The sequence below is a fragment of the Sphingobacterium pedocola genome (genome assembly GCF_015209965.1).
Taxonomy (GTDB): Bacteria; Bacteroidota; Bacteroidia; order Sphingobacteriales; family Sphingobacteriaceae; genus Sphingobacterium; species Sphingobacterium pedocola.
In genome coordinates this window covers 81,570-106,951 of sequence record NZ_MU158693.1, presented here as the reverse complement: position 1 = coordinate 106,951, position 25,382 = coordinate 81,570, and the positions used below count along the sequence as shown (strand labels likewise).

The following is a 25,382-nucleotide window of genomic DNA, read 5'->3' as shown; positions in this document are numbered from 1 at the left end:
AAATAATGACAGGAATAATGACAAGACCTATTTTGAAAGTTGCGGCGATTCTCTTGACAATGAATGTGTCTACGGTCGATTTATTGATGGCGCAGCAAACGCTCAAACTATTTTATGATAAGCCAGCTGCAGAGTGGAATGAAGCATTGCCCATAGGTAATAGTAGACTGGGAGCTATGGTGTTTGGAGATCCCGCTAACGAAGAGATCCAACTCAATGAAGAAACCATTTGGGCGGGTGAACCTGGTAATAACGTGCCGAAAAATACGCATGATAATATTGCTAAAATGCGACGTTTATTGGCCGATGGTAAAGCTAGAGAGGCACAGGCCTTATCTAATGAAACTTTCCCTCGCCAGGTGCCTGAGGGGCTAGACTACGGAATGCCCTACCAGACATTTGGAAGCCTAAGGCTTAACTTTTTGGGGCACGACCATTATACGGACTTCCACCGTGAACTGGATATTGAGAACGCGGTCGCGCGAACTTCTTATTCAGTGGAGGGCGTTAAGTTTGAAAGAGAGATATTTGCTTCGTTCGCGGATGATGTGGTGATTGTAAAGCTGACGTCTTCAAAAAAGAAGGGGCTATCCTTTACAATCGGTCTTACCACTCCTCACATAAAGCACAATATCGTAGCCAAAGATCGCCTTTTAGCGCTAACGGGGACGAGTGGCTCCGTGGACAGTAAAATTGGGAAAGTTGATTTTTACGGAATAGTGAAGCCCGTTCTGAAGGGTGGACAGTTGATCGAAAACTTAGGTACACTTGAGGTAAAGGATGCAGATGAGGTATTGCTTTACGTATCGATAGGAACCAACTTTAACCGATATAATGATTTGACGGGAAATCCTGTGCAACGTGCTAGGCATATACTGGACAAGGCCGTAAAAATAAAATACACGAATGCCCTGTCTAGCCATATAAAAAAATATCAGCGCTTTTTTAATAGGGTTGAATTAGATTTAGGAACGTCGAACCAATCACATAAGACCACCGATATACGCGTACGAGAATTTGTTCAATCACATGATCCGCAGTTGGTCGCCCTATATTTTCAATTTGGTCGCTATCTGTTGATCAGTTCGTCACAGCCTGGAGGTCAACCCGCTAATCTTCAGGGGATATGGAATGATAAATTGTCTCCACCTTGGGATAGTAAATATACCGTTAATATCAATACCGAGATGAATTACTGGCCAGCAGAAGTAACGAATTTGAGTGAAATGCACGAGCCCTTGTTCTCCATGTTAAAGGACTTATCGGTAACAGGCCGAGAGAGTGCACGAGAGATGTATAACGCCAGGGGATGGAATATGCATCATAATACTGATCTTTGGCGAATTACGGGTGTGGTAGATGGAGGATATTATGGCATGTGGCCTATGGGAGGAGCCTGGTTGAGCCAGCACCTATGGCAACACTATTTGTATAATGGGGACAAAGATTTTTTGAAGGAATACTACGACGTACTGAAAGGAAAAACGTTGTTTTATTTAGACGTTTTACATGAAGATCAGACGGGAAAATGGTTGGTATTAAGCCCTTCGATGTCACCAGAAAATTCGTATATGGCCGGTAGCGTAGGTGTGTCCGCTGGTACCACGATGGATAATCAGCTGATCTTCGACGTCTTTCATAATTTTGTGAACGCGTCCAAAATACTCGGCATGGATACTGAGTTGGCAGATTCTGTGCAAGATGCTTTAAATAGATTGCCTCCTATGCAGATTGGACAGCACAATCAACTACAGGAATGGCTGACCGATCTGGATAGCAAAGAGGATAAGCATAGACATATTTCACATCTTTATGGCTTATACCCTGCAGGACAAATTTCTCCGTTTCGTCATCCGGAATTGACTCAGGCGGCAAAGAATTCGATGCTGTACAGAGGTGATAAATCGACTGGTTGGTCTATGGGCTGGAAGGTAAACTGGTGGGCGAGACTACTGGACGGTAACCAAGCATATAAACTTATTCAGGATCAGCTGAGCCCACCGGAGGGAGAAACAGGCCAGGGAGGTGGAACCTACCCGAATTTGCTTGACGCGCATCCTCCTTTCCAGATAGACGGCAATTTTGGCTGTACATCCGGAATTGCAGAAATGTTGGTTCAATCATATGATGGAAATATTTTTATCCTACCGGCGCTGCCTGATGCGTTGCCAGACGGGAAGGTAACAGGACTGCGTGTACGCGGGGGATTTTCGGTAGATATAGCGTGGAAGCAAGGTATGTTAACGCAGCTGCGGATCAAGTCCACCTTAGGTGGAAACTGTCGCTTACGACTTGCAAAGGGGATTGTTTTGTCCGGCAGCACATCAGTTAGTAAAGCACAGCTTGAAAATCCTAATTCTTTTTATTCGGTAAACGCAATAAAAGAACCGCTAAAGTCTGCAAAATCGTCTGTTAAGCGGTATGAAATACCAGACACGGATTTGTGGGACTTTAATACCGAAGCTGGAAAACAGTATAATTTTGTAGTTACCCGGTAGGAGTGGATAATGAAATTCACGCTTCCGACATATCTTTGTGTTATAAAATCGATGAAAATAAGCCCTATGAAGAAAACACGCTTTCATATAACGATGCTGTTAGCCATGCACCTATGTTTCCAACCGGTGTTAGCACAAACGCCAATTCCGACCGATACCACCTACAATATCATGCGGGTGTATCGACAGATAAAGAAGGAATTTCCCTATGCAGTGCCTGTCAAAGATAGCTTGCCCGCAGGTATTAGAAGATATATCGATAATATATACCTGGAGTTGGAAAGCACAGCTTATGGTAAACGTCAGCTTCATCTTGATGTATATCGCCCTGACAATATGAAAAAATTGCCTGCCGTCGTTTTGATCCATGGAGGTGGGTGGCGTTCGGGCACAAAAGACATGCAGGTACCTTTGGCACAAATGCTCGCCGCAAAAGGTTTTGTAACTATTCCGGTGGAGTACCAGTTATCACTTGAAGCACAGTATCCCGCTGCTGTCCATAACATCAAGGAAGCAATACGTTGGGTAAAAGCAAATGCAGATAAGTTTCATATCGATACGGCGAAAATTGCGATTTCGGGCTGTTCTGCAGGGGGGCACTTGGCGTCTCTAGTCGGTTTGACAAATGGTCTCGCGGCGTTTGAAACGGCACAAAGCGAAAAGGCCATCTCTACTGATGTGCAGGCCATCATAAATTTTGACGGCGTAGTTGATTTTATGGCGCCCGCATCCCTTAATTTGGAGCGAAAACAAGATGCTGCTGATATTTCGTGGTTAGGCGGAAGCTTTGAAAGCCATCCAGCCTTATGGAAGGAAGCTTCGCCAATATTCTGGGCCGACGAAACGCGTATTGTACCGATGTTGTTCTTCAATAGTGGCTTTCCACGATTTCACGCTGGGCAAGATGAACTGCGTGGGATGTTAAAAAGGTGGAATGTTTATCATGAAGTACACGAGATCGATGTAAAAGTACATCCCTTTTGGTTATTTCACCCTTGGATAGACGGTTGTGTTGATACCGTTGCTTCTTTTTTAAATGCAATATTTATTTAATTTCGTTATGAAAGTTCAAATTCGTTTAGCGTTCCTATTTCTGTTATTACTGACGACCATATTCTCCGGCTGTGTGATGGGAAAAGTCAAAATTGACCAATACGATATTACAGTCGATAAATCGGGTAAGGGGGATTATAAGACACTCCAAGAAGCGATTGACGCCGTGCCAAACTTTAGAAAATCGATCACACATATTTTGATCAAAAACGGGGAGTACAAAGAAAAGATTGTGCTGGCCGAGTCCAAGCAGAATATTCATTTTGTCGGCGAAAGCCGGGAAAATGTGCGCATAACATACGACGATTATGCGTCTAAGAAAAATGCATTCGGAGAGGAACTTGGTACCTCCGGATCGGCTGGTTTTTACATCTACGGCATTGATATTTATTTTGAGAATATAACCTTTGCGAATACCGCTGGTCCGGTGGGCCAGGCTGTAGCCGTTTTAGTAGCAGGTGATAAGGTGCAATTTTACCGATGTAGTTTTTTAGGCTTTCAGGATACCCTCTACACCTACGGCAAACAGAGTCGTCAATATTACCTCGAATGCTATATAGAGGGCACGGTGGATTTTATTTTTGGTTCTTCAACCGCTTTATTTGATAAATGTGTACTGTTTGGAAAAAAGGGGGGGTATTACACAGCAGCATCCACACCGGAGGGGCGTGAATTTGGCTACGTTTTTCGCTATTGTGAGTTGAAAGGCGATACCCCAACGAGCACATTTCTGTTGGGTAGGCCTTGGCGTCCGTATGCAAAAACCGTATTCCTTCATTGTCGAATGGACGATGTTGTAGCTCCTCGGGGCTGGGACAATTGGGGGAAAGTAGAGAATGAACATACGGTTTATTATGCGGAATATAAATCTATCGGAAAAGGTGCATACGCGACAGACCGTGTAGCGTGGAGCAAATCGATAACGGATCAGGAAGCCGCTAAATATACGGTAGGAAATGTATTGGGAGACTGGACTCCTTTTAAAGCGATCTCGTCGTTTTAAAGCGATCTCGTCGTTTTAAAAGGCTTTAATTAATAATACGCAGCATGTCGAAATCAATTTATATTACTATAGGAGTTTTCTTGACCTTTACGGTTCTAACAGCTTTTTTGGCGGTAAAGAGAAAAGAAACCGTTATTTACCTTATCGGTGATTCAACCGTAGCCGATTACGCATTGGAAGAAGGGTACATGGAAAAACGCTATCCTTTGGTTGGCTGGGGGCAGCTATTGCAACCCTTGCTTGTCGAAGATAGCTTGTTACAGTTAAAGCATCTGATCGGAAATGCACAACAGGTACGTGTGGATGATAGGGCAAAAGGAGGACGTAGTACACGTACTTTCTTTCAAGAAGGTCGTTGGCGATCCATAGTTGAAAATTTGAAACCGGGTGATATCGTGATGATACAATTCGGACATAACGACGGGTCTGTAGCTCATCCCGAACGCTACGTCGATACAACGGGATATAAAGAATTTTTGAGACTATTTATATCTCAAACACGTCAGAAAAAAGGACTCCCTATTTTGTTGACTCCCGTTGCTAGAAATTATCCGTGGAAAGAGGGCATGTTGCACAATGTACATGGGGATTATCCGGATGCGGTAAAGAAGATTGCGGCCGAAATGTCAGTGCCTTTGATAGATCTCAATGAGATTTCAATGAATTTTTTCAATAGTAAGGGAAAAGAATATGTAACGAAAAATTATTTCATGAATTTTCCTCCCGGTCAATTCGCTGCATATCCCCAAGGGCAGACAGACAATACACATTTTCAGGTTGAAGGCGGAAAAGAAGTGGCAAGGCTAGTTTTTTCTGCGATGAAAAAACTACGCTTGTAAGTAACTTTACGAATGCAAATCAGCAGCAAAACAGTAAAACGATACGCATATTTATTTGTTACTTTTGGATAGGATTACCGTGAAAGCGTATGAAAGTAAAAAGCAGTTTATTGTATGGGTGTATATTAAGTGCTATGCTGTTTTCGGCAATAGCATTTACGGTTGGACAAGAACAGGAAATACGGGATACGACAGAAAATACGGATCGTATTGGAATGGTGGAAGTTCCTAAGGCGACTGGAACAAAAGAATGGAAATCCATAGAGAGGTTGCGTATCCGGATCGGATCTTTTATTGCTCAGGTAGATAGCTTGAAGCGAGATCAGCAACTACACCAACGTGAAGGTCGCATGGACAGTGCTTTTGCCGATAGTGCCTATCGGCAGCTTAATCGGATTTCTTCAAGCATAGATAAATCAAAAATAGATATGCTGCTTGTAGAGAAATCGTTGCTTCAGAAAAAAGGTACAGGATCCATAAAGGATAGTCTCGTCGCGCGGCTGTCGACCGACGAACTCTTGGATTCCGTAACGTATGTAACGCTGACAGATAGTTTAGCTATTTTGAAGACTCGAGTGGACTTACTCAAAAGGGAGATCCATAACATGGATGGCGCTTTCAAAACAGCTTCAGCTATCCTTTCAGAATCAGCAGATTCGATGGCCACGGCCGAGCTCCCTGTCTTACAGCGCAGGATTATTGGAAATGTGAAAAGGAACCTAGCCCGGGATCAGGCAAACATAGCCTACTTTGACTATTCCGCTTGGAGTAGCCGACTTTTTCTGATTTTACTCAGCGGACTTTACTTTTATTGGATATTTCGGTTAGGCCGACGGTCAGATGATGAGACAGATGAACTCAATATTCACAAAAATGACCCCTTGTGGATTCCGCTACTCAAGGCGGCGGTTTTCTTTTTGACCTTGCTTCCTTTGGTATCTTTTGTAATTCCTGTATTGGTATTGGAGTTTAGTTATTTCATCATTTTCACACTCTTGTTGATTATTTTGTATGAGCAGCTGACCCCTTATAAGAAGCGGGCGCTCGGATTGACATGCTTACATTACGCATTATTAATCGTTGCAAATCTACTTATCGCAGAAGACATATGGACGCGTATTTTCGCGGGTGGAATGTGTGCTTTCGGGATATATCTGATCCATACGCTAGGGAAGAAGATTGATATGGAAAATCCGGTAGCCTATATTAATAAATATGCGCGGTGGGCGATTATACTGATATATATATTATCCATATTATCCAATATAATGGGATATATCGAATTCGCACGGATGTGGGGAATTGTAGCAGCGATTGCGTTATTGCAGGCCCTCTCGCTCCAGGCATTTCGGGATATGTTATTGCACGACTTGGAAAATCAATTTGAGGTAGCACCGGCAGATCATGTTATCAAACGATTTGATCTGCCAAAGATGCGTAAAGCGCTTGATCGGGTTTTAAATGTATGTTGTATAATAATAATTGCTGTCGTGTTGGTCAATAGCTTGAACATAACTGATCAAGTAGGCAAGCTGCTGAATCATATTTTTAATAATGAGCGTAAAATAGGTACGGTAGCATATACATACGGCAACGTATTATTAGCTATTGCAGTGCTAGCTACGGCCAATTGGTTTCAAAAGAATCTCAAGAGCCTTTTAAATGACCCGGTCTCGCATACCGTGCCAGTCAAACGGATGACACTCTTTCCCTTATTCCGCCTGCTCATTGTTGTGATTGGTTTTTTGATAGCTATCAGCATCATCGGAATAGGTACAGATAGACTCACCGTTATCATTGGTGCATTGAGTGTGGGGATCGGTCTCGGTTTACAAAACATCATCAATAACTTTGTTTCCGGGATTATTTTAGTTTTTGAAAAACCTTTCAAAATTGGGGATTATATTGAACTGGCAGATAAGAAAGGACAAGTACTTGAAATCGGTATTCGATCGAGCACCTTATTGACCGACCAGGGTGCCCGTGTGATCATTCCCAATGGAGATCTGCTGTCTGGCAGATTGGTTAATTGGACATTCTTAAACGATGATATTCGACTCAATATGGAGCTTACCATTACCGGAGGACAAGAAATTGAACCGGTAAAATCCATGCTGGTGCAGAAGCTGGATGCCCATAAATATGTGGATCAGCAAATCCCGATAAAAGTCTATACGAAATCTGTGAATGCCGATAATTACGTGCTTGCCATACAGATCGGAATGCTGAATGTACAGCATATTGAACGTTTTAAAAGTGAATTTTTGGAAGATATTAAGAAAGAATTAAAAGAGCAGGAGATCGGAGTTGCCTCTACAGCATAGGGGACGAGGTGCTTGCAGGCGTGCCTCGTCGGATTTATGGTGTTACGATTTCGTAATTAAAAACACCGTTCCTTGACGGAATGAATCTTTTCGTACGACATATGTTGGATTTCTGCCTGTGTCTGCAAAACGGTTACTAATTTATCAGAAAGGTGCGGTGCATGATCCAGTACCTTTTTATATAATTCACGTGTTGTGCTTTCAATTTGTTCACATTCTACCAAAAGCTGTTTTCGCTTTAACCGGGCAAGTGTCGATTTCACATCGGCCCAAAAGAGTTGAAATTTACCAGAAACAGTTGTGTTGGTAGCCGGTTCTTGTCCATTGATCACCACAAAAGGATTAAGCTCCTTCGCAAATTTTTTCGCTTGTTCCAATAATTCTTCTAATATTGATTTAAGATCCAAATTTTCTATTCCTGTTAGTTCTTCCAACGCCTTAGCATACCACGCTTGACGGTCGTTATTTATAGCTATTAACTGATTGGTTAAGTCTGCTGTTTTTTTTATTATATCCATCAAAAAGCTTTTTGAGCAAATCTCATGTATACTTTTATCGATACATGAGATTTGAAGTTAATTCATTTTATCCACTTTGTGAGATGATTGGATCATGTTATAAATTATCTTTCGCCTAGGACATCATCATCCAAATTACTGATCGTATCGTCTTCGTTGTCTACGTCATAGGGCGTGCCGATTTCATCTTCTTGACGATCTTCGCGGATCTGTTCCTCAACAACATTTACGCGGTCAATATCGTCCTGTAATGGCTCTTCACCGGGCAGACCGGAAACATCGACATCATCATCAGATAGCGGTTCGCGATCTATATCGTCTTCGCCGCCGATTAGTGGCTCTTCGGTAATGTCATAATCATCCCTTTCGTCTCTATCAAGATCATTTGGTTCACCCACTTCCGGATTATTGGAAGGCTGTCCTTCTCGTTCTGGACCTACATTAATCATAGCTAATATAAGACCTTGCCTCTTTAATAGCTGTATTAGATTCGTTGTTTTCATCTTGTTGTGTTTTTATGGTAATGAAAGTTTGACATAAATAATCAGTGTGTGTCGGTATTATTTACATCTTGGCTTCCTGGTTACCTTCTACAAAATCAACATGAAACGGTCTTCAATGTTGGTACGCTAAATACGTTTTTTTTCTCATTTAATACGTGATAGATACCGTAGGTTGAACCGCTAGCCTTTGCCCTCGGCTCTAAAAACGATTTATCGTAAATGCCCCTGTATCGTAGGGCATATCTTCTTTGTCTAATAAAATGACCTGTCCGCCTTTTTCAAATACGTGATAAGTTAATTCATTCAATATGTCCGTCGTTTGATTTTCTTGTAGATGGGCTTTACGCGCTTCCAGATCAATATGGCCCGGAATATTACGTCCATTTTCGATGAATAGAGTTTCTACCTTGGAATCGATAGCATCACGTACAACCTCTTGGAGTTGGTGGCTGCTTAGCTTCTCCTGGACAGCAATTTGTTGTCTATTCAACAGTCTACGTCTGTTTTCCGCTTGTTCGGCTTCGATCACTTCCTTTACTTTTGCCAATAGCTCTTTTATACGAAGTGCTTCCGCATTGATGGTGATATGGCGTTCATACAAATGATGGTTTTTGCTAATTGCCTTAAACTCGGTATGATGCTCTGCTAAGGCCGCAAGTATCAACGGTCTGTCATTTGAAAAGTCGAAATGGCTATTCAGTGCTTGGTCTACACTTCGGAAAAAGCGTTCGATGTCGATCTCTATTTCTTGGCTTTTTTCCATGTAGCCGTGAACATGGGAGGTAGGTGCTGACGGGGCATGAACATGATTATCGGTAAGCTCGTCACCCAGTGCTTCGGTCATACTGGTCGGCACTTTGCCTTTTATGGTTATTTCCTCGAGGTGGTATTTATCTCCGGCATAGAGCCGTACGTCATCCTGCCCCAAAGCCAATAGATAGTAATGTTTATTTTCCGCGTGGAATTTGAATAACGGTTTGACGCAGAACGAATCTGCAACGCATGTAATTTCCTCTACGCGCTCAGGCAATCGTATAATATGTGTTTCGTCCTTAGCTATAAAAATGGCCAATCCGCAATCGTTGTTGTTCCAGAAATCGTAGTCGCTCTGCAATTTCTCGAAGGGCTCTAACAAAGGGATGTAATCCGCTAACTTATTTTCTGTAATATAATGTTGGATTTTTTTTAGTAGATTTTTAAACAGGATAGGATCTGCGGCACTTTCCGGATGAACCCGATGGGTGGGCATATACAATGATATACAAGGTTCCCCACGTTTCCCTGTTAATTGTTTCAATAGGGTCGAATTAATTTTTTCCATACTCGTTTTCTAAGTTTATAAATAATAATATCCAATTTCGGCAAGGGCTATGTTGTCATGAATGAATAGCCATATTACTTAATTAACACCTGCCCCTTTTTAATGTTTCTGCTTTAGTTAAAAAACTGCATTATCCGTTGTTTATACGTGAGCAATAGCTAAGGCAGAATGCCCGTTTTGTTACTACAAATGAACCACCGAGCTTGAGAACGTGTTAAGTAACATATTACGTACGAAAATGAAACATTCAAGATGCTTTTACTTTCTAGATATCGATGCCAGTGCTTCCAAGGACGAACTAATCCCACAAAATGAAACCTATATAACTATTTTTTGCGAGGTATTACCTCTTTCTTTTTGCGGTTTCTATTCACCAGATAGATGGCAATTACAATAAATAATATTCCAAAGATGATTGATAAGAACATAACGCTTTTGTTTTTATGAACAAACACAACACTTAAAATCACATTACGTTTCCAATTATTATATTATAGGTATTTGTATCAGATTAACTGCGGATTAAACGGTAACATCACGGTATGTAATTAAAAGGTAATGCCTCACTCTACCGTCTTTCAGCGCTTGGAAAATCATGAAAAGAAGCGTTCAAAAAAAACAACTTCAAGAAGGAACGATTGTTTATGTTCTTAACGTCTTACTATTTCAAATTTATATAGTATGAAAATTGCTGTTTTTAGAGCCTTACAATTGGGAGATTTATTATGTGCTATACCTGCAATTCGTAATATACGCTATAATTTCCCAAAAGCACATATTGCTTTCGTAGGTTTGCCGACAATGAAGTCGCTTATAGCTCGTTTTGATTACGTTGACGAATATATTGATTTTCCAGGTTATCCAGGCTTACCGGAGCAGGAAGAAAATTTGGATCAATTGGACGCATTCGTCGAAGAGATGGAACGAAAGAAATTTGATATCATCTTTCAAATGCAGGGAAACGGAACTATTGTAAACGATTTGTTGAGAAGGTGGGGTGCAGATAAGATAGTAGGCTTTTGCGTGAGTCTAGAAGAACAAGATTCAGATTTTATGATGTATCCAGATGGAGTACATGAAACAGAAAAACATTTGCTTTTACTTCGTCATATTGGTTTGAATATAAAAGATACACATATGGAATTCCCAGTTTTCGAACGGGATAGAGCGAATTTTCGATTGCTGGAAGATATGTGTGATGAACATAAATTCGTAGTCATCCATCCGGGCTCAAGAGATGAAAGGCGACGATGGTCTACATTTAACTTTGCCAAAGTGGCGAATAGAATATCCGGGCAGGGATATAAAATTGTACTCACAGGTACATTGGCAGAACAGGATCTAATAAATAATTTGGCTGATCTCCTAATAGACATTCCCATCAATCTATGTGGTAAAACGGATTTAGGAACAGTAGGCGTTTTACTGGAAACCGCTTCCCTTCTGGTTTGCAACTGTACTGGTATTTCTCATATTGCTGCGGGTATTGGAACGAAAAGTATCGTATTCAGTATGGATGGCGAGCCGGAAAGATGGGGACCTAAAAATAAGAAACTGCACCATACCTTCGATGCGACAGGAGAAATAGCGATGCACGATATCTTCAGCGTCGTTGATATATTGCTTGCCGACGACGGTATCGGGAAATACGGATGATGTTACACCGCCACCAAATTGGGTCTAACTTTTTAGTGGCAGTGCATCTAAGGCCTGTGGCGCTGTAAATGCAACAGAATGATTTATTTCGCTTTGGTATTCAGATTTGTATCCGCAATAGTGGATAAGGTTTCGTCACAGTTTTTTTCTTCTTCAAGTGTCTGAAGAAGAAGATTCAAGCTAATTTTGTCTTTGAGTACTTTAGCAAAGGCCGCTAAAGTTCCGTACGTTGCAATTTCATAGTGTTCGACTTTCTGCGCTGCTGCGATTATTCCGGCATCCCTAACATAGCCTTTTTCCGTTTCTTCTATGATACTATTTCCTTCTTCGATCAGACCTTCCATTGCTTCGCATTTTTCGGCTAGTGCTTTTTTACCGATAGCTTTAAAACACTCTTCCAGACGTTTCACGTGAGTTTTGGTCTCCGTGATGTGCTTTTCAATGGCCTGTTGCAAGTCAGCCGTACTGGCATTCTTTTGCATCTTTGGTAGGGCTTTTAACAGTTCTTTTTCTGCCCAATAAATATCTTTTAAGCCATCCTCAAATAAATCGGCAAGATCTTTGGCTGCGCCACTCTTTGCTTTAACTTTTGCGGCATCTGATTTAGTGGCACGGGTACTCGTACTGTGCGCGGCAGTTGTGGCCATGGTCGCAGTTTTCGAGGAAGCAGTATTTTTAGCTGCTCCTTCAGATGTACTACTCTTTTTTGCCGTAGGGGTTTTTGTTGTAGTTGTCATGTTAATATATATTAAAAGTTGAACGTTGCTAATACAAAACAAGTTGGATTTCGATCTTGTTTCGAATCGCAATATCTCGGGTTGAAATAGGGTATAAATATCGCGTTGCCAGGTAGTTGTGTCGTTAAATGGACTATTACTACGTTATTTATCCCCCAGTAAACTTTTGCTACCGTGAATTGTTCAAGTTCAATACAATCAGTACAACATTAGATGTATGACAACGATGGAAACGACAAAAATTTTGATGTTACTTACGGCGCATCGGTATATGGAAGATACACAGCACGAAACGGGTGTGTGGTTAGGCGAATTTACCGATCCCTATTACGTTTTTTTGGATGCAGGGTGTGAGGTTACACTTGTAACCATACAGGGCGGGGAGCCACCAATCGACCCTATGAGTAAATTAACAGAACATGTCACAGCATCCAATAGGCGTTTTTTGGAGGATGATGCAGCGCAGTTTCATTTTCAAAATACCCTTGCCTTACAAAACATTATTGCCGATCCTTTCGACGGCCTGTTCATTCCCGGAGGCCATGGTCCATTATGGGATTTGGCACGGAGTATCGAATCTGGTCGCCTGATTTTGGAGTTTCATAAGCAGCGTAAACCGATTGCAGCATTATGTCACGGTCCAGCAGCGTTCTTAATGAGTGCTAAGCTTGACCCAAGTTTTTTAATGGGAAGAAAAGTAACTTCTTTTACCAATGCAGAAGAAGCGTTGGTGGCACGAAAAAATAATATCCCCTACGAATTGGAAACCGCGTTGAAGGCAAAAGGCGTCGAATTCTCGTCGGCCACGCTACCTTTTGCGGCTCATGTCGAAATCGACGGAGATGTGATTACGGGGCAAAATCCGTTGTCAGCCAACGGAACCGCCACAGCGCTCTTGAAACGTATTGTACAAAAGGCAGCCGCTTCAACAAATTTTTAATATAGACAGCAGATGATGAAAAGAGATGGAAATTTAAAATCATTTTGGCAAGATAAAACGCCATTACAGCCCCCCATATCTAAAACGATCTACTCCAAAATGCATTTTGATGCCATCGTTATTGGCGGTGGCATTACAGGAGTCACGACCGCGCTCATGTTACAACTAGCAGGGAAGAAGTGTCTAATACTGGAAGCCAATAAGATCGGTTTTGGCACCACAGCCGGCACTTCAGCACACTTAAATTCCGTACTGGATACACCTTATTCAGATATTATAGACAAATGTGGGATAGAAGTTGCCAAAAAAGTAGCAGAAAGCGCCTTAGAAGCAATCCAGCTTATTAAGCGATTTGTAGAAGAATATCAGATTGAATGCGAGTTTAAAGAGGTAAAAGGTTATATGTACGCTACGGATGGGCAGGAAGAAAAGGAATTGGACAAAATATATCAATCCATAAAAAAAGTTGGTCTTCCTACTTCATATACATCTAATATAGATGCGCCGATCGAATTTACCAAGGCAATTTATTTTGATCAGCAGGCACGGTTCAATCCCCTTCAATACATTCAATGTTTATTGGATATTTACATCAGAAATGGAGGGCGTATTCTTGAGAACGAGCCTATGCAAAATGTGGAAGAGGAAGAAGGCAATCTGAAAGTAGTGGGACAGAATTTTAATTTTACAGCTGCACGGGTGGTGCATGCCACGCATACGTATACGGGTATCAACAAGCTTAATTTTAAATTGGGACCTTACAGAAGTTACGTATTGGCGGTGAAACTTCAGAATTCGAGCGATTATCCGGATGGATTAATTTATGATATGCAAAACCCCTTTCATTATCTCCGTAAAGCATCCGATGATTCGGGCGATGTGTTGATTGTAGGAGGAGCGGATCATAAAACCGGACAGGAAGAAAATCCACACTATCGTTTCAAAGATTTGGAAGCCTACGTACGAAAGCATTTTGCGGTAAAATCGATTCGTAACACATGGTCTTCCCAATATTATGAGAGCACAGATGCGCTCCCTTATATAGGAGCGCTGTCAAAAGAGAACCCGAAAGAATTTGTAGCAACAGGATTCAGTGGGAACGGACTGATATTTGGTACCCTGTCTGCCAAGATTATTTCAGATTTAATTCTAACAGGGGAAAGCCCTTACAGCGACATATATGCCCCTTTACGCAATAGCCCCATTACTGGGTTCAAGGCATTTGTTAATGAAAATGCAAATGTAGTCAAGCGGTTGATCGGTGATCGATTTAAAAAAGAGACAATGGCAGAATTGGCGGCGCTTAGTCGGGGAGAGGGAAAGGTGGTGTCTTATGAGGAAGAAAATCTAGCGATTTATAAAGATGAATCAGGGAAGGTATATGCGTTGGATCCGGTATGCAAACATGCGGGTTGTATCGTGCAATGGAACAATGCAGAGAAAAGTTGGGATTGTCCCTGCCATGGTGCTCGTTATAGTATCGATGGTCTGATGCTTAATGGTCCGGCTCGGTCGCCCTTGGATCAAATTGACTTGACAGAAAATAAATAACGCTCTACTACACTTCTATAATGTAGTAAGGGGTTTCTATGTTTTCGCTCTTTAGAACAGGAAGTGCTACGTTGTAAACCGGAATGTCCATTGTAGTATGCCCCTTCAGCTTTCCACAATGTGCATGTCCATGAAAAGCCGCATGTACCTTGCGCCTATTAAGGGGTTCTGCGAGGTGCGAAGATCCCAAGAAGGGGAATATTTCTATAGGTTCACCTTCAATCGTTTCTTTTATTGGAGAATAATGCAGAATGGCTATTTTGGGTAAGTCTGGATGTTCTTGCTCTAAACGGGTAAGTGCACGATCAAGCTGCAGCGACTCGTTAACCACTTCGTGTACAAATCCTTTCATCATATCTTCTCCGAAGATAGAGAGCATATATTTATCAAATCCGCCTCCGAAGCCCTTCACTCCTGCGAAGCCTATTCCTGCAACGACAATGGCCTCTCCATCTAAAATCGTCATCCGATGGTCTACCAAAATTTGTTTTATGATTTTTTGGCGGCCTTTTTCATAATCGTGGTTCCCGAGTACACCTACTACAGGAATCTGTAAGGCTTGCATTTCTTCACCTAATATTTTTGCTTCATCTTCATCTCCGGTATCCGTCAGGTCTCCGCAGATTACCAACACATCGGCTTCCCGTGATACCTGTTCAAAAATCGGACGGAACATACCCTTGTCAGAAAGCTTGGCATGTAGATCGCCCAAAGCGGCGATTCTGATTTTTTTTCGTTCTGTCATGTTCATATCGTTTTAATGGTACACGTTTTATAGTCCCATTCTTTGATATCTACCTGGTATTGGGTTTGATCTATCAAGGGGCCCCTGCATACTTTTTCAACAGGAGAGGGAAGTTCATACTGCTCATTAGCGCGCGACATAAGCTCATCAAATAACCATTTCGGCACGATATCACGGTAGTCTGCAGGATATACAAATTGAAAAATCAGAAGCTGCGATAAGAGCAGGTGCCAATGCGGATCGAGTCTAAAAAGCAAATGTTGCCAATCTATATTTTTACCGTGCTTTAATAAAATGTGGTTGATGTCCGCATTGTCATTCCGCTCTCGGTTTTGCACATAAATTTTACACCACACCAGCTCCTCTGCCGGAATGAATTTCACAGGTGTACACACAAACATGCCTTCGCTTGCGCGCGCATACCAACTGTCATCTACTGTACATATATTATTGACCGTGTCAAAAATGATATCAATAAAATATTCTCCTTTGAAAATTTTGGCCAACCAGCGTACATCCGTCAGTTCGGTCTCGTATCCATTTTCTGCAAAAAATTTAAGAATCTTCGGGTATTCGCTGCTTTTGCAGAATATATCAAGATCCTTTGTGTTACGAAAGATACCGGTATAATGGAACATGGCAAATGCTCCTCCGAGCATAAAATGACAGGAACTGTCATTTAACAGCTGTAATGCTTCTTTATAAAAAGCGTTGGAATCTTGTTTTTGGCGTTGGGTCTCAATCATAAGAGTTACTTTACCTATACAACAATCCTGCTTGTCATTTTGTTGGTGGCTCGGGTGGTATCTTTTTATCATTAGATAAAATAGTGGAATTCCTTACGACCGTGAATACGAGATCAATGCACCAATGTGTGCGTACTTGGAATCTCGACTGTTTTTATTCAACAGGTTTACCGAGATGCGTAAGGATTTCCTTCAAATGGTCAATATGAAGCTTAAGCTCTGCTGCCCTTTTCGTTCTTTCAACATGCAAGATCGGATGCTCATTAGCATAGCCCGCTGTATTGGAAATAAAATTTCGCCGCTCTTCCATCATGCGGATGGCTACCCAAAGGGTCTCCTCTGTTTTGTTCATATACTGCTCTTCCAAGAATCGTTCGGAAAATACATGTCCGGTGAAACAACGGTATCGGGTAACATCATCTTCTTCGATTTTGGTTAATACTCCGCCGCAGTCAGGACAAGTAAGAGCTGTGGGGGTTCCAAGTTGTTTGGTTTGTTCGTAACTGCTCGCCATGCGAATGGTAATATCAGATTCTTGTTTGATGTGTTCTGGCACTTGGCTGGGTTTACAGGTTCCACGCGTATAGATGTCTTCTAAAATGTATCGAATATCAATAAGTGGTACGCGGTAGTCCACCTCTATGTTATTGATCACATTATTAGGCATGTCCGGAAATTCCGCTTCCTCTGGTTCTTGCACAATGCAGGTGCCACCGGCACTTTTAATTGCCGTCATGCCCGATGTTCCGTCGTCAAGTAAACCGGTAAGGATGATGCCTGTTACGCAGGAATCGTATGCTGCCGCAGCAGTTCGGAACAGCACATCAATAGCCGGCCGCCAGTGATTTTCCATAGGTCCTTTTTTGATTGAAATCAGGCCAGGTCGGAGCATCATATGTGCATCGCTAGGCGCGACATAGACAATTCCATTTTGGATTGATGTACCGTCTTTGGGAATCTGAACCGACAGTTTGGAGTTACGGTTCAACATGGACAGTACCGTTTCTGGATTAGCCCCTTTGCTCAGATGGATGACGATAAAGATAGCTGCATCGATATCCTTAGGCAAAGAAGAGAGTAGATCCGATACTGCAGATAGTCCCCCGGCTGATGCGCCAATTGTGATGATGTTGTTGATCTCTGTATCTTTCATTTTCCTTATGCTTGTAAGTTATCCTGCGGAAAGTAAATCTTGAAAGTGACACCGTTTTGGTTTAAAATTTCCATTTTTCCTTTGAGGAGAGCAACCCGGTTTTTAATCCCGCGAAGACCAGAACCTTGTTTGCACGATTCTTCCACCCCGTCCGAAAGACCTCGGCCATTATCGCTAACCAAAATGTTGACAGCGCTATTTTCCGTACATATCTTGACCTTCGCCGCGCTGCTTCCAGAATGTTTAATGCTGTTGTTGAGTAGCTCCTGTATAATCCGAAAGATATAAAGCTGGGTTTCTTCAGGTAGATCGTCTGCACGTGGATCGATTGTGGTATGTACTTTGAAACCAACTGTTTCCAGCCGTCGGATCATGTCTCTTAGTCCGGTCGTAAAACCAAAATCTTTCAAAATAGCAGGAGTAAGCTCGATGGAAAGGGTTCTAAGTTCCCCAATTGCTTGATCAAGCAGGTTGTTGATGTTGTTAAATTCTGTTTTGAGCGCGCCTTTCTTGCTGATATGGTTAATATTAAACCGTATGCCATAAAGGATCTGACATACACTGTCATGCAGTGCCGAACCTATTTTTTCCCTTTCGCGTTCTTGCGCTTCGATAGAAGCTTTATAGAGCAAACGCTGTTGGGTTTTCTCATGCTCGTTTGCCAACTCTAGGTGTCGCTTTCTTTCCGTGATATCTGTAATAATACCTGCGAAGTAGTTTGAGCCATCATATCGCTCTACTATCTTTCCCTTTACTAAGACAGTTTTAATTTCGCGTTTGATCGGTAGAAGCCTAAGTTCCAGGTCGATCTCACAACCGGTTTTGCAATCAGCAAATAAGTATGCTAGTTTTGACCTATCTTCTTCCATAATACGTGCTGAGAGTAAATTGGTAGTTACCGCAGCACCGGTGTGGAGGTCCAAAATGTTTTTGCTGTATTCGTCCAAAAATATCTCTTTCTTATCAGGGTTTACCATCCACGTCCCTGTTTGAGACGCCCTTAGCGTCTGATTGAGCCGTTCAGATGTCTCCGTCAACCGCTGCTGGATTTTTTTCGCGCTCGTGATATCGGTGATGGTGATATAATGTGCTTTTTCTTCGGTGACCGGATTAATTACTGTGGTCGCATTGAACTGTATAAATTTTGCCTTTGCGTTTTCAGTTTTAAGTCTAAGCTCACATTGCGCCCCGTTCGGGGATATCTGAATATGTTTAATAAAAGCGTAATAATCCCGCTGCGAATCTGAAACTATAAAAGTAGCGAGATTTTTATCATGGAGTTCGCTCGGATGAGCGTTGAGCAGTATAGCCCCTGTTTGGTTAATTTCTTTAATGAGTCCATTTGGATTTAAAATCAAATAACCGACCGGCGCTGAATGGAACAGCCCAGCAAATTTCGAACGTTCGATTTCCAGGGAATTATGGGAGGCTTTCAGCTCTTCGTTCTGCATCTGCAGTTCTAGTTCGTAGATTTCAAGCTCGTGAAGCAGCAATTCCACTTCGTTGCCTGCGCGTACCTGTTGCTCTGCCGATTCGGATGCTAAGAGTTGTTCTGCTTTAGTCCTCAATGTACTGAAGATGGCTTCTTTGCCCGTTTCGCCCCACTTTTTCATGTTATTTTTCCCTAAATTTTAAAATCAGTACGTAAAGGCTTTCTGTCTCTGCAGTAATTCGCTCTATCGAAATCTGGAGATTCAATAAGCCAATCCCATTAAAATGGTGTTGTACGTAGAAATCCTCGCCGGTAGGTTCTGTGATCGACAGTTTCTCCGAAAGTATTTTCATGTCCCATTTGTTATTAACAATCTCCAGGAAGGAAAGTTCGCTGACTTCTGCATGAGTTAGGTGAAAAAGTTTAAGGAAAAGATTGTTGTGAACCAATATCTTTTTATCTGCATCCAACACCAAGGTGGCATCCGGAAATCGATCGATGATGGCTTGTGTATAGCTCAGTAGACCTTGGATTTGTGCATTCATCGACTTTATAGGCGTGATTTTGGTAAAGGTAAGCACGGCGCCGTTGATGAAGTTATCCATGGTCCGATAGGGCATAATCCTTAAATTATACCATTCATCTTTTTTAGTTTTCACCTCCAACTCTTTCCCATTTAGCGTTTCAATCACTTCATTGATGGTTAATTCAATGGAAGGATAGTCAAAGTTGGATACGATATGTGTAATCGAACGGCCCACATCACTGGAAATTACATTGAAGAGCCGTGTCACCTGAGGAGTAAAACGTAGGATGTTCAGTTGGTTGTCTAGAAAAATAGTCCCGATTTCGATATTATCCAACAGGTTCTTCATGTCATTATTGAGCTGTGTGAGCTCCTCTGCCTTTGTTTGATACTGCATGTTGATGGTCATGAGCTCCTCATTCAGCGATTGCATTTCCTCTTTTGTCGTCAAAGCTTCCTCATTGGTACTTTGTAGTTCCTCATTGGTGCTTTGCAGCTCTTCGTTGGTTGATTTAAGCTCTTCCAGCGATGTTTCCATCTGCTCGATAGTGGTATGTAATTGTTGCTTTGTATAGATCAGCTCTTTTTCTAGCTCTTCTACAGCGCCTTCGCTGATTGTACTGTTTTGTTTGGTTTTTCGCGGTGTTTTTTTTGGTGCGGCCTTCTCATAAAAAGTAACCAGCAGCAATCCTTGGAGCCCTGGTTCCTGGAGATATTCCACACAAAAGCTGATAAGAAGTACTTTGTCCAGCTCTTTGATTTTTATTTCACTTATTTCGACTCGGGCGCGACTACTCTGTGCCTGATGGAGCGCGTTGCCCAAAACGTATTTGAGCTCTTCTCGAATCATGCGATGGATGTTCATCACCGCTTCGCCGGGATGCAGCTGTATATACCTGTTCGTTTTGCCGTTGATATAAAGAATTTCTCCTTTGTCATTTAGTAAGAGAGAAGGGGGAGTGTGGTTGTCCAGCAACAGCTTATTGAAGTGCTCAGCAATCGGGTTTTTATGGCCGCTCTTTATGGCAACATCCGTTTTGGCCAATTTATCCTGATTTGCGACGTGAAACGGAAAATCCAATAATTTTCCCATGGAGGATACACCTTCTTTGCGCTCAAACAATTTCCATTTGGAGTCTACAATATTAAATATATCATGAAAACCACTGATCGATTCTGCAGGACCGAGAAATAAGAGACCGTTTACATTCAGCGAATAGTGAAAAATGGGAATAATTTTTTTTTGGAGCTCTGCAGTAAGGTAAATCATTACGTTGCGGCAACATAATAGGTCAAGACGGGTAAAAGGTGCATCTTTGATTAAATTGTGTTGTGCAAAGACAATCATTTCACGGATTTCCTTTTTTACGGTATAACCGTTGTTTTTCTTAACAAAGAACCTGTCAAGCTGTTGCGGATTAAGCTCAGAAATAATATTGGAAAAATAAAAGCCTGCTCTAGCATGCTCGATGGCATTTGCATCGAGATCCGTCGCAAAGATTTGAGCCTTGGGTTTACGTTTGGTCTGAAGACCATCAAGGTATTCGGTAATGATGATGGCTACCGAATAAGCTTCTTCTCCGGTAGAACATCCTGCGATCCAGATGCGTATCGGCTCTTCGTTTTTTTTGTTCCGAAGTAATGCATAGATTCGTTCTTTCAACGCATCAAAAGCCTGTCGGTCTCTAAAGAATTTGGTGACACCGATGAGCAATTCATTGAAAAGAACCTCTACCTCTCCCGGATTTTCGCGCAGGTAATTGACGTAGTGCTCGTAGTCGGCTAGCTGATGAAAGGCAATCCGACGTTCAATACGTCTGGATATCGTGTTTTTTTATATAGACTAAAATCATGTCCGGTATGGGACCGCAGGAGCATCAGTATCTTTTGAACATGTATCCTATTATTTTTACCGGGGTCGACTTCTTCCTCGATGGATGCTCTCAACGCGGGATGACTGAGATACTGTATAAGCTTCATCGGCATTTCTTCTACTGGCAGGATGTAGTCTGTCAGTTGGGTTTTGATGGATGCCAGTGGCATACTCGGGTATTCCGCAGTTTCAGGATCCTGTACCATGGTCATGCCGAGTTTTTCCTTGATCATTCGTATTCCTGTTTCCCCATCCGCTCCGAGACCGGAGAAAACGATACCTACAGCCATATTCCACTGATCTTCGGCCAAGCTCTGAAAGAAATGATCAATGCACATATGTGCGCCTTTTTCTCTGGAGGCGTTGAAGAGGAGTAGATGGCCATCGTGGAGCCCGACGTCTATATCTTTTGGCGCAAGGTAAATATGATCTGGCTTAAGCTTTGTCCCATCTGCTGCAAACAAAACAGGCAGAGACGAAAAAGATTTTAATAGACTAATGTAGTCGGTGTTTTCTTTTGAATCCTGATGCATGACGATAACGAAGGCCATGCCAGATTGGGCTGGCATATGTTTAAAAAAAGTCTCGAATGCGGGTAATGAGCCACTGGCACCACCCATTCCGATTATCGGAAAGGGATTTTGCTGCGGTTTGCTTCTGCCTTCTTCATCTTGTATCTGCACCCGGTTTAGGTCTGTATGTTCTTCTTTTTTCATTTTTTGAATGATCAGTATTCCTCTTTTTAATAATGCTAATGTAATCTAATAAAATCAATCGATACCTATGGTGTGAATTTTTTCTGCAATGATTTTATACATACCTCTCCAGTAAAATACGCTATTTAAACCTTAAAATACTTGTTCGATCATATCCAATAAACCTTGGAATTGCGTTCTTTGTTCAACATAAAAACATCGAACTATGAAAAATATTACTCCAACACATTGGCATGCATTTTTAGATTATGTAATGGTGTTTACGTTAGTGGGTGGACCTTGGATTTTCACATTTCATGAATCAGTAGCTGCCACGAATGTAAGTTTATGGAGCGGAGCCGCCATAGCCGGACTGTCAATATTCACACGATATGAGGGTGGGCTTATTCGCGTAATTCCTATGCCACTTCATTTGGTTATGGACATTGTTGTAGGCCTACTTTTGATGATTTCACCTTTTTTGTTTGACTTTGGAGAAGAGGGAAATACGTTCCATATTGTGAGTGGTCTGATCGTTCTGGGAGGCGGTATTTTTACGAGTTCTAAACTGCGGAAGCGGGTTCCGCCGGTAGAGGTCGTGGACGATCCGCAACGGGATCATTAATTCGCTTTGCGCTAAAAAATCCAGTTGTCAGTCATCCACTTGTAGCCATAGGGATTTAAATATATTCCGCTCTCATTGTTCGTGGCGCTACCGTATTTTTTATCGGAGACAACGGTATGATATCGTTCTAGGTGGTTTAATTCCAATAAAATCGTGATAGGTTTGCTACTAAGGTTATGTAAGATTAATATGTTTCGTTTATCAAGTTCATACCGATAGGCTAAGCAATGTTTCGAAGAGGTATCGAGCACAGTAAATGCCCCTTGTCGAAAATCCAGGTTTTTCCTTGCATGTATAAATTTTCGTATCGTATTCAAAAGAGATTTATCATCCTTTAGTTGTTGATTTACATTCACTTTTTTATACCCGTATGGGCCATTGGGAATGATATCTCCATCGATCGCGCCCGCCTTTACTTCAGAAAAACCCCCATTTTCTTCCGCGTTCCATTGCATCACCGTTCTGACACTATTTCTTCCGTCCTTTTGAAGGTTATCGCCCATGCCTATTTCTTGCCCATATCTTATTATCGGTGTACCAGGTAAAGACAATAGCATACTATAGGCTAGCGCCAAACGTGGCTTGTTGTTGTCGAACATAGGAGGTAGCCTTCGTCGTATGCCACGATTGAAAATGCGCATATCTTCATGAGGCGCAAATACGGCAAACACTTCGTGGCGTTCTTTTTCGCTCAACCGCTCTAAGTCGAGCTCATCGTGGTTTCGCAGAAAGTTGGCCAAGTGTTCCTCTTCGCTAAGTAACGGGATTTTCTGTAAGGCTTTTGCGATGGGCTCCGATTCTTCACGCGCAAAAGCTAAAAAGAAGTAGTTGTTTAGATAAAAATTAAGCAACATGTGCATCTGCTTATCGTGTTCCAAAAAATCTGTATAGCGTGTAAGAGGTACATCTACTTCTGCGAGAAATACGGCTTCGGGGTTAAGCTCTTTAATAAATGCACGCCATTCTCTAAATATATCATGAGGGTCAATACTGAATTTACAATCTCCCTTTTCTTTTATCATGTGGGGCGCCGCATCTATGCGGAATCCGTCGACACCAAGTTTAAGCCAATATCGCATGATCTTTTTCACTTCTTCTGTCACTGCAGGATTGGTCATGTTTAGATCTGGTTGGTCCTTATAAAACGTGTGGTAGTAAAACGCACCGGCCTCTTTGTTATACGTCCAGTTCGTGTAATCCTGCTCTTCCGCCAGAATAGCATTGCTTCCGTCTTCTTCGGGTTTTTCAGTAGACCAGATATAATAATCCCGATAAGGAGAATGCAGATTTTGCGCAGCTTCCAAAAACCATGGATGCTCTTGTGAAGTGTGGTTTACGACTAAATCAATAATAATCCGTAGACCAGCTGCCTTAGCCGCATTTATCAGCTCAACAAGATCCCCCAGATCACCAAAACGTTTGTCCACATCGTAGTAATTTCGTACATCATAGCCAGCATCTTTGTTTGGGCTGTCATAAAACGGTAGTAGCCATAAACAGTCTACCCCTAAAAGCCGAAAATACTTGAGAGACTGTTGAAGCCCTTGGAAATCACCACAACCGTCTGCATTGGAGTCTTTAAACGACTCAATAGCTAATGTATAGATAATGGCGTCTTTGTACCAGCGATTATTACGCATAACTATGTTGTTTTTTTAATGAATGGCAGAACTTCTTTTCCCATAAAGGCGATAAACTCCTCCTGTTGTCGATTCACATTGTGTATGATTATTTTATCAAACCCCATCTCAAAATAAGTATGGATTGCGTCGATATAACGTGAAGGATCGATGCTTGTTAACACATGTTTCTTTACATGTTCGCGTGCTACGTGCAATCCGGCGCGGTCAAAGAGCTCGGGTAGGGCCAGTTCGGCCTGTAATTCGTTGCCTAGTGTATTATTGCGCCATGATATCCAAGCAGCTTCTATCGTATCTTCTTCGGTAGAAGCATATGATACCTGAAGTTTTAAAGTCAGTCTGCCGTTAGGACGTAACCTTCGGAAAGCACGAATAATCTGGTGTAATTTGGATGTATCCTGGTTGACTGTAATTAGGCCCCCGGCCCAAGTGCCGATCCAAGCAGCAGTAGATTCAGTAAGGGCAGCGCCATATACCGGTGGAGAAGAAAGGGGTTTGGTATACAGCGTAGCATTTTCAACGGCAATGACGCCGTAATGTGTGACCGTTTCGCCCGCCCAAAGACGTTTCATAATCTGAACAGATTCTTCGAGACGAGCGTGGCGGATCTCTTTGCTTGGCCATACCTGAGCTGTAATCTTTTCATTTAAGGCTTGTCCGCTACCCAAAGCTATCCACAATCGATTTGGAAACAGATCATCAAGTGTCGCTACAGCCTGTGCAATTATGGCTGGGTGATAGCGTTGGCCGGGTGAATTCACAATTCCGAACTCCATTGAAGTAGTTTGCATAGCAGCACCCAACCAACTCCACGCAAACCCGCTTTGACTGTCGTTTTCACTCCATGGATGAAAATGATCCGAAGACATTACCGCATTAAAGCCCGCTTTTTCCGCTAGTTGAACATAGGTGAGAAGTTGACTCGGTGAAAATTGCTCGTGAGAGGCATGGTATCCAATTGTCATAAAAACCTTTCTTTCTCTTATTAACACATTTCCGCTTCG

General features: G+C 42.1%; 21 protein-coding genes. 9 read left to right on the top strand and 12 right to left on the bottom strand.

Annotation, left to right across the window (positions count from 1 at the left end; all coding sequences use genetic code 11):
* Nucleotides 1–17 precede the first annotated feature (17 nt).
* The 5 genes from C4F40_RS20035 (at nt 18) to C4F40_RS20015 (ending at nt 7,717) form a co-directional block, all read left to right on the top strand.
* Nucleotides 18–2,498, top strand: a complete 2,481-nt coding sequence (locus C4F40_RS20035) for a glycoside hydrolase family 95 protein (protein WP_196941207.1) — start codon at nt 18–20, stop codon at nt 2,496–2,498.
* Between the two features lie 66 nt (nt 2,499–2,564).
* On the top strand, nt 2,565–3,551 hold the full coding sequence (locus C4F40_RS20030; RefSeq protein WP_196941206.1) for an alpha/beta hydrolase: 987 nt from the start codon (nt 2,565–2,567) through the stop codon (nt 3,549–3,551).
* A 7-nt stretch (nt 3,552–3,558) separates the two neighbouring features.
* Nucleotides 3,559–4,554, top strand: coding sequence for a pectinesterase family protein (locus C4F40_RS20025; RefSeq protein ID WP_196941205.1), 996 nt, complete (start codon nt 3,559–3,561; stop codon nt 4,552–4,554).
* Between the two features lie 44 nt (nt 4,555–4,598).
* Nucleotides 4,599–5,393, top strand: a complete 795-nt coding sequence (locus tag C4F40_RS20020; protein ID WP_196941204.1) for a rhamnogalacturonan acetylesterase — start codon at nt 4,599–4,601, stop codon at nt 5,391–5,393.
* Between the two features lie 89 nt (nt 5,394–5,482).
* Nucleotides 5,483–7,717: a mechanosensitive ion channel family protein gene (locus C4F40_RS20015; RefSeq protein WP_196941203.1), complete on the top strand. Its 2,235-nt coding sequence runs from the start codon at nt 5,483–5,485 to the stop codon at nt 7,715–7,717.
* A 56-nt stretch (nt 7,718–7,773) separates the two neighbouring features.
* On the opposite strand, the gene C4F40_RS20010 is transcribed toward C4F40_RS20015, so the two are convergent.
* The 3 genes from C4F40_RS20010 to C4F40_RS20000 form a co-directional block, all read right to left on the bottom strand.
* The gene (locus C4F40_RS20010) at nt 7,774–8,235 is read right to left on the bottom strand and encodes a PA2169 family four-helix-bundle protein (RefSeq protein ID WP_196941202.1); all 462 of its coding nucleotides are present in this window, start codon (nt 8,233–8,235) and stop codon (nt 7,774–7,776) included.
* A gap of 104 nt (nt 8,236–8,339) precedes the next feature.
* The gene (locus C4F40_RS20005) at nt 8,340–8,738 is read right to left on the bottom strand and encodes a hypothetical protein (protein ID WP_196941201.1); all 399 of its coding nucleotides are present in this window, start codon (nt 8,736–8,738) and stop codon (nt 8,340–8,342) included.
* A 199-nt stretch (nt 8,739–8,937) separates the two neighbouring features.
* Nucleotides 8,938–10,059 carry a baeRF3 domain-containing protein gene (locus tag C4F40_RS20000; RefSeq protein WP_196941200.1) on the bottom strand — a complete coding sequence of 374 codons (1,122 nt, stop codon included), beginning with the start codon at nt 10,057–10,059 and terminating at the stop codon, nt 8,938–8,940.
* Between the two features lie 681 nt (nt 10,060–10,740).
* Here C4F40_RS20000 and C4F40_RS19995 point away from each other — a divergent pair.
* Nucleotides 10,741–11,715, top strand: coding sequence for a glycosyltransferase family 9 protein (locus C4F40_RS19995; protein WP_196941199.1), 975 nt, complete (start codon nt 10,741–10,743; stop codon nt 11,713–11,715).
* A gap of 83 nt (nt 11,716–11,798) precedes the next feature.
* On the opposite strand, the gene C4F40_RS19990 is transcribed toward C4F40_RS19995, so the two are convergent.
* A complete protein-coding gene (locus C4F40_RS19990; RefSeq protein WP_231390155.1) occupies nt 11,799–12,452 on the bottom strand; it encodes a YciE/YciF ferroxidase family protein in 654 nt (217 codons plus the stop codon).
* A 217-nt stretch (nt 12,453–12,669) separates the two neighbouring features.
* Between C4F40_RS19990 and C4F40_RS19985 the strand changes: the two genes are divergently transcribed.
* Entirely contained in the window at nt 12,670–13,392 is a 723-nt protein-coding gene (locus C4F40_RS19985) for a type 1 glutamine amidotransferase domain-containing protein (protein WP_231390154.1), read from the top strand.
* A gap of 12 nt (nt 13,393–13,404) precedes the next feature.
* Complete coding sequence (locus C4F40_RS19980; protein WP_196941198.1) at nt 13,405–14,943, top strand: FAD-dependent oxidoreductase; 1,539 nt, start codon at nt 13,405–13,407, stop codon at nt 14,941–14,943.
* A 7-nt stretch (nt 14,944–14,950) separates the two neighbouring features.
* Here C4F40_RS19980 and C4F40_RS19975 read toward each other — a convergent pair whose 3' ends face one another.
* From C4F40_RS19975 to C4F40_RS19950, 6 genes are all read right to left on the bottom strand, one after another.
* Nucleotides 14,951–15,688 carry a metallophosphoesterase family protein gene (locus C4F40_RS19975; RefSeq protein WP_196941197.1) on the bottom strand — a complete coding sequence of 246 codons (738 nt, stop codon included), beginning with the start codon at nt 15,686–15,688 and terminating at the stop codon, nt 14,951–14,953.
* A gap of 2 nt (nt 15,689–15,690) precedes the next feature.
* Complete coding sequence (locus C4F40_RS19970; protein ID WP_196941196.1) at nt 15,691–16,434, bottom strand: nucleotidyltransferase; 744 nt, start codon at nt 16,432–16,434, stop codon at nt 15,691–15,693.
* A 154-nt stretch (nt 16,435–16,588) separates the two neighbouring features.
* Nucleotides 16,589–17,587, bottom strand: coding sequence for a chemotaxis protein CheB (locus C4F40_RS19965; protein ID WP_196941195.1), 999 nt, complete (start codon nt 17,585–17,587; stop codon nt 16,589–16,591).
* Nucleotides 17,588–17,592: 5 nt separating this feature from the next.
* Nucleotides 17,593–19,200 carry a PAS domain-containing sensor histidine kinase gene (locus tag C4F40_RS19960; RefSeq protein WP_196941194.1) on the bottom strand — a complete coding sequence of 536 codons (1,608 nt, stop codon included), beginning with the start codon at nt 19,198–19,200 and terminating at the stop codon, nt 17,593–17,595.
* Nucleotide 19,201: 1 nt separating this feature from the next.
* Entirely contained in the window at nt 19,202–21,346 is a 2,145-nt protein-coding gene (locus tag C4F40_RS19955) for a CheR family methyltransferase (RefSeq protein ID WP_313785888.1), read from the bottom strand.
* On the bottom strand, nt 21,328–22,134 hold the full coding sequence (locus C4F40_RS19950; protein WP_196941192.1) for a chemotaxis protein CheB: 807 nt from the start codon (nt 22,132–22,134) through the stop codon (nt 21,328–21,330). The genes C4F40_RS19955 and C4F40_RS19950 overlap by 19 nt, the downstream gene beginning before the upstream one ends.
* Before the next feature lie 205 nt (nt 22,135–22,339).
* Here C4F40_RS19950 and C4F40_RS19945 point away from each other — a divergent pair, with 205 nt between their 5' ends.
* Entirely contained in the window at nt 22,340–22,738 is a 399-nt protein-coding gene (locus C4F40_RS19945; protein WP_196941191.1) for an SPW repeat domain-containing protein, read from the top strand.
* 11 nt (nt 22,739–22,749) lie between these two features.
* Here the strand turns inward: C4F40_RS19945 and C4F40_RS19940 are convergent, their stop codons facing one another.
* Nucleotides 22,750–24,378, bottom strand: coding sequence for an alpha-amylase family protein (locus C4F40_RS19940; protein ID WP_196941190.1), 1,629 nt, complete (start codon nt 24,376–24,378; stop codon nt 22,750–22,752).
* A gap of 2 nt (nt 24,379–24,380) precedes the next feature.
* The gene (locus C4F40_RS19935; RefSeq protein WP_196941189.1) at nt 24,381–25,343 is read right to left on the bottom strand and encodes a TIGR03885 family FMN-dependent LLM class oxidoreductase; all 963 of its coding nucleotides are present in this window, start codon (nt 25,341–25,343) and stop codon (nt 24,381–24,383) included.
* Between the last annotated feature and the right edge of the window lie 39 nt (nt 25,344–25,382).

Excerpts from the sequence above, each read along its gene's own strand:
- C4F40_RS20035 (WP_196941207.1), top strand. The coding sequence starts at position 18 with ATGACAAGACCTATTTTGAAAGTTGCGGCGATTCTCTTGACAATGAAT.
- C4F40_RS20030 (WP_196941206.1), top strand. The coding sequence starts at position 2,565 with ATGAAGAAAACACGCTTTCATATAACGATGCTGTTAGCCATGCACCTA.
- C4F40_RS20025 (WP_196941205.1), top strand. The coding sequence starts at position 3,559 with ATGAAAGTTCAAATTCGTTTAGCGTTCCTATTTCTGTTATTACTGACG.
- C4F40_RS20020 (WP_196941204.1), top strand. The coding sequence starts at position 4,599 with ATGTCGAAATCAATTTATATTACTATAGGAGTTTTCTTGACCTTTACG.
- C4F40_RS20015 (WP_196941203.1), top strand. The coding sequence starts at position 5,483 with ATGAAAGTAAAAAGCAGTTTATTGTATGGGTGTATATTAAGTGCTATG.
- C4F40_RS20010 (WP_196941202.1), bottom strand. The coding sequence starts at position 8,235 with ATGGATATAATAAAAAAAACAGCAGACTTAACCAATCAGTTAATAGCT.
- C4F40_RS20005 (WP_196941201.1), bottom strand. The coding sequence starts at position 8,738 with ATGAAAACAACGAATCTAATACAGCTATTAAAGAGGCAAGGTCTTATA.
- C4F40_RS20000 (WP_196941200.1), bottom strand. The coding sequence starts at position 10,059 with ATGGAAAAAATTAATTCGACCCTATTGAAACAATTAACAGGGAAACGT.
- C4F40_RS19995 (WP_196941199.1), top strand. The coding sequence starts at position 10,741 with ATGAAAATTGCTGTTTTTAGAGCCTTACAATTGGGAGATTTATTATGT.
- C4F40_RS19990 (WP_231390155.1), bottom strand. The coding sequence starts at position 12,452 with ATGACAACTACAACAAAAACCCCTACGGCAAAAAAGAGTAGTACATCT.
- C4F40_RS19985 (WP_231390154.1), top strand. The coding sequence starts at position 12,670 with ATGACAACGATGGAAACGACAAAAATTTTGATGTTACTTACGGCGCAT.
- C4F40_RS19980 (WP_196941198.1), top strand. The coding sequence starts at position 13,405 with ATGATGAAAAGAGATGGAAATTTAAAATCATTTTGGCAAGATAAAACG.
- C4F40_RS19975 (WP_196941197.1), bottom strand. The coding sequence starts at position 15,688 with ATGACAGAACGAAAAAAAATCAGAATCGCCGCTTTGGGCGATCTACAT.
- C4F40_RS19970 (WP_196941196.1), bottom strand. The coding sequence starts at position 16,434 with ATGATTGAGACCCAACGCCAAAAACAAGATTCCAACGCTTTTTATAAA.
- C4F40_RS19965 (WP_196941195.1), bottom strand. The coding sequence starts at position 17,587 with ATGAAAGATACAGAGATCAACAACATCATCACAATTGGCGCATCAGCC.
- C4F40_RS19960 (WP_196941194.1), bottom strand. The coding sequence starts at position 19,200 with ATGAAAAAGTGGGGCGAAACGGGCAAAGAAGCCATCTTCAGTACATTG.
- C4F40_RS19950 (WP_196941192.1), bottom strand. The coding sequence starts at position 22,134 with ATGAAAAAAGAAGAACATACAGACCTAAACCGGGTGCAGATACAAGAT.
- C4F40_RS19945 (WP_196941191.1), top strand. The coding sequence starts at position 22,340 with ATGAAAAATATTACTCCAACACATTGGCATGCATTTTTAGATTATGTA.
- C4F40_RS19940 (WP_196941190.1), bottom strand. The coding sequence starts at position 24,378 with ATGCGTAATAATCGCTGGTACAAAGACGCCATTATCTATACATTAGCT.
- C4F40_RS19935 (WP_196941189.1), bottom strand. The coding sequence starts at position 25,343 with ATGACAATTGGATACCATGCCTCTCACGAGCAATTTTCACCGAGTCAA.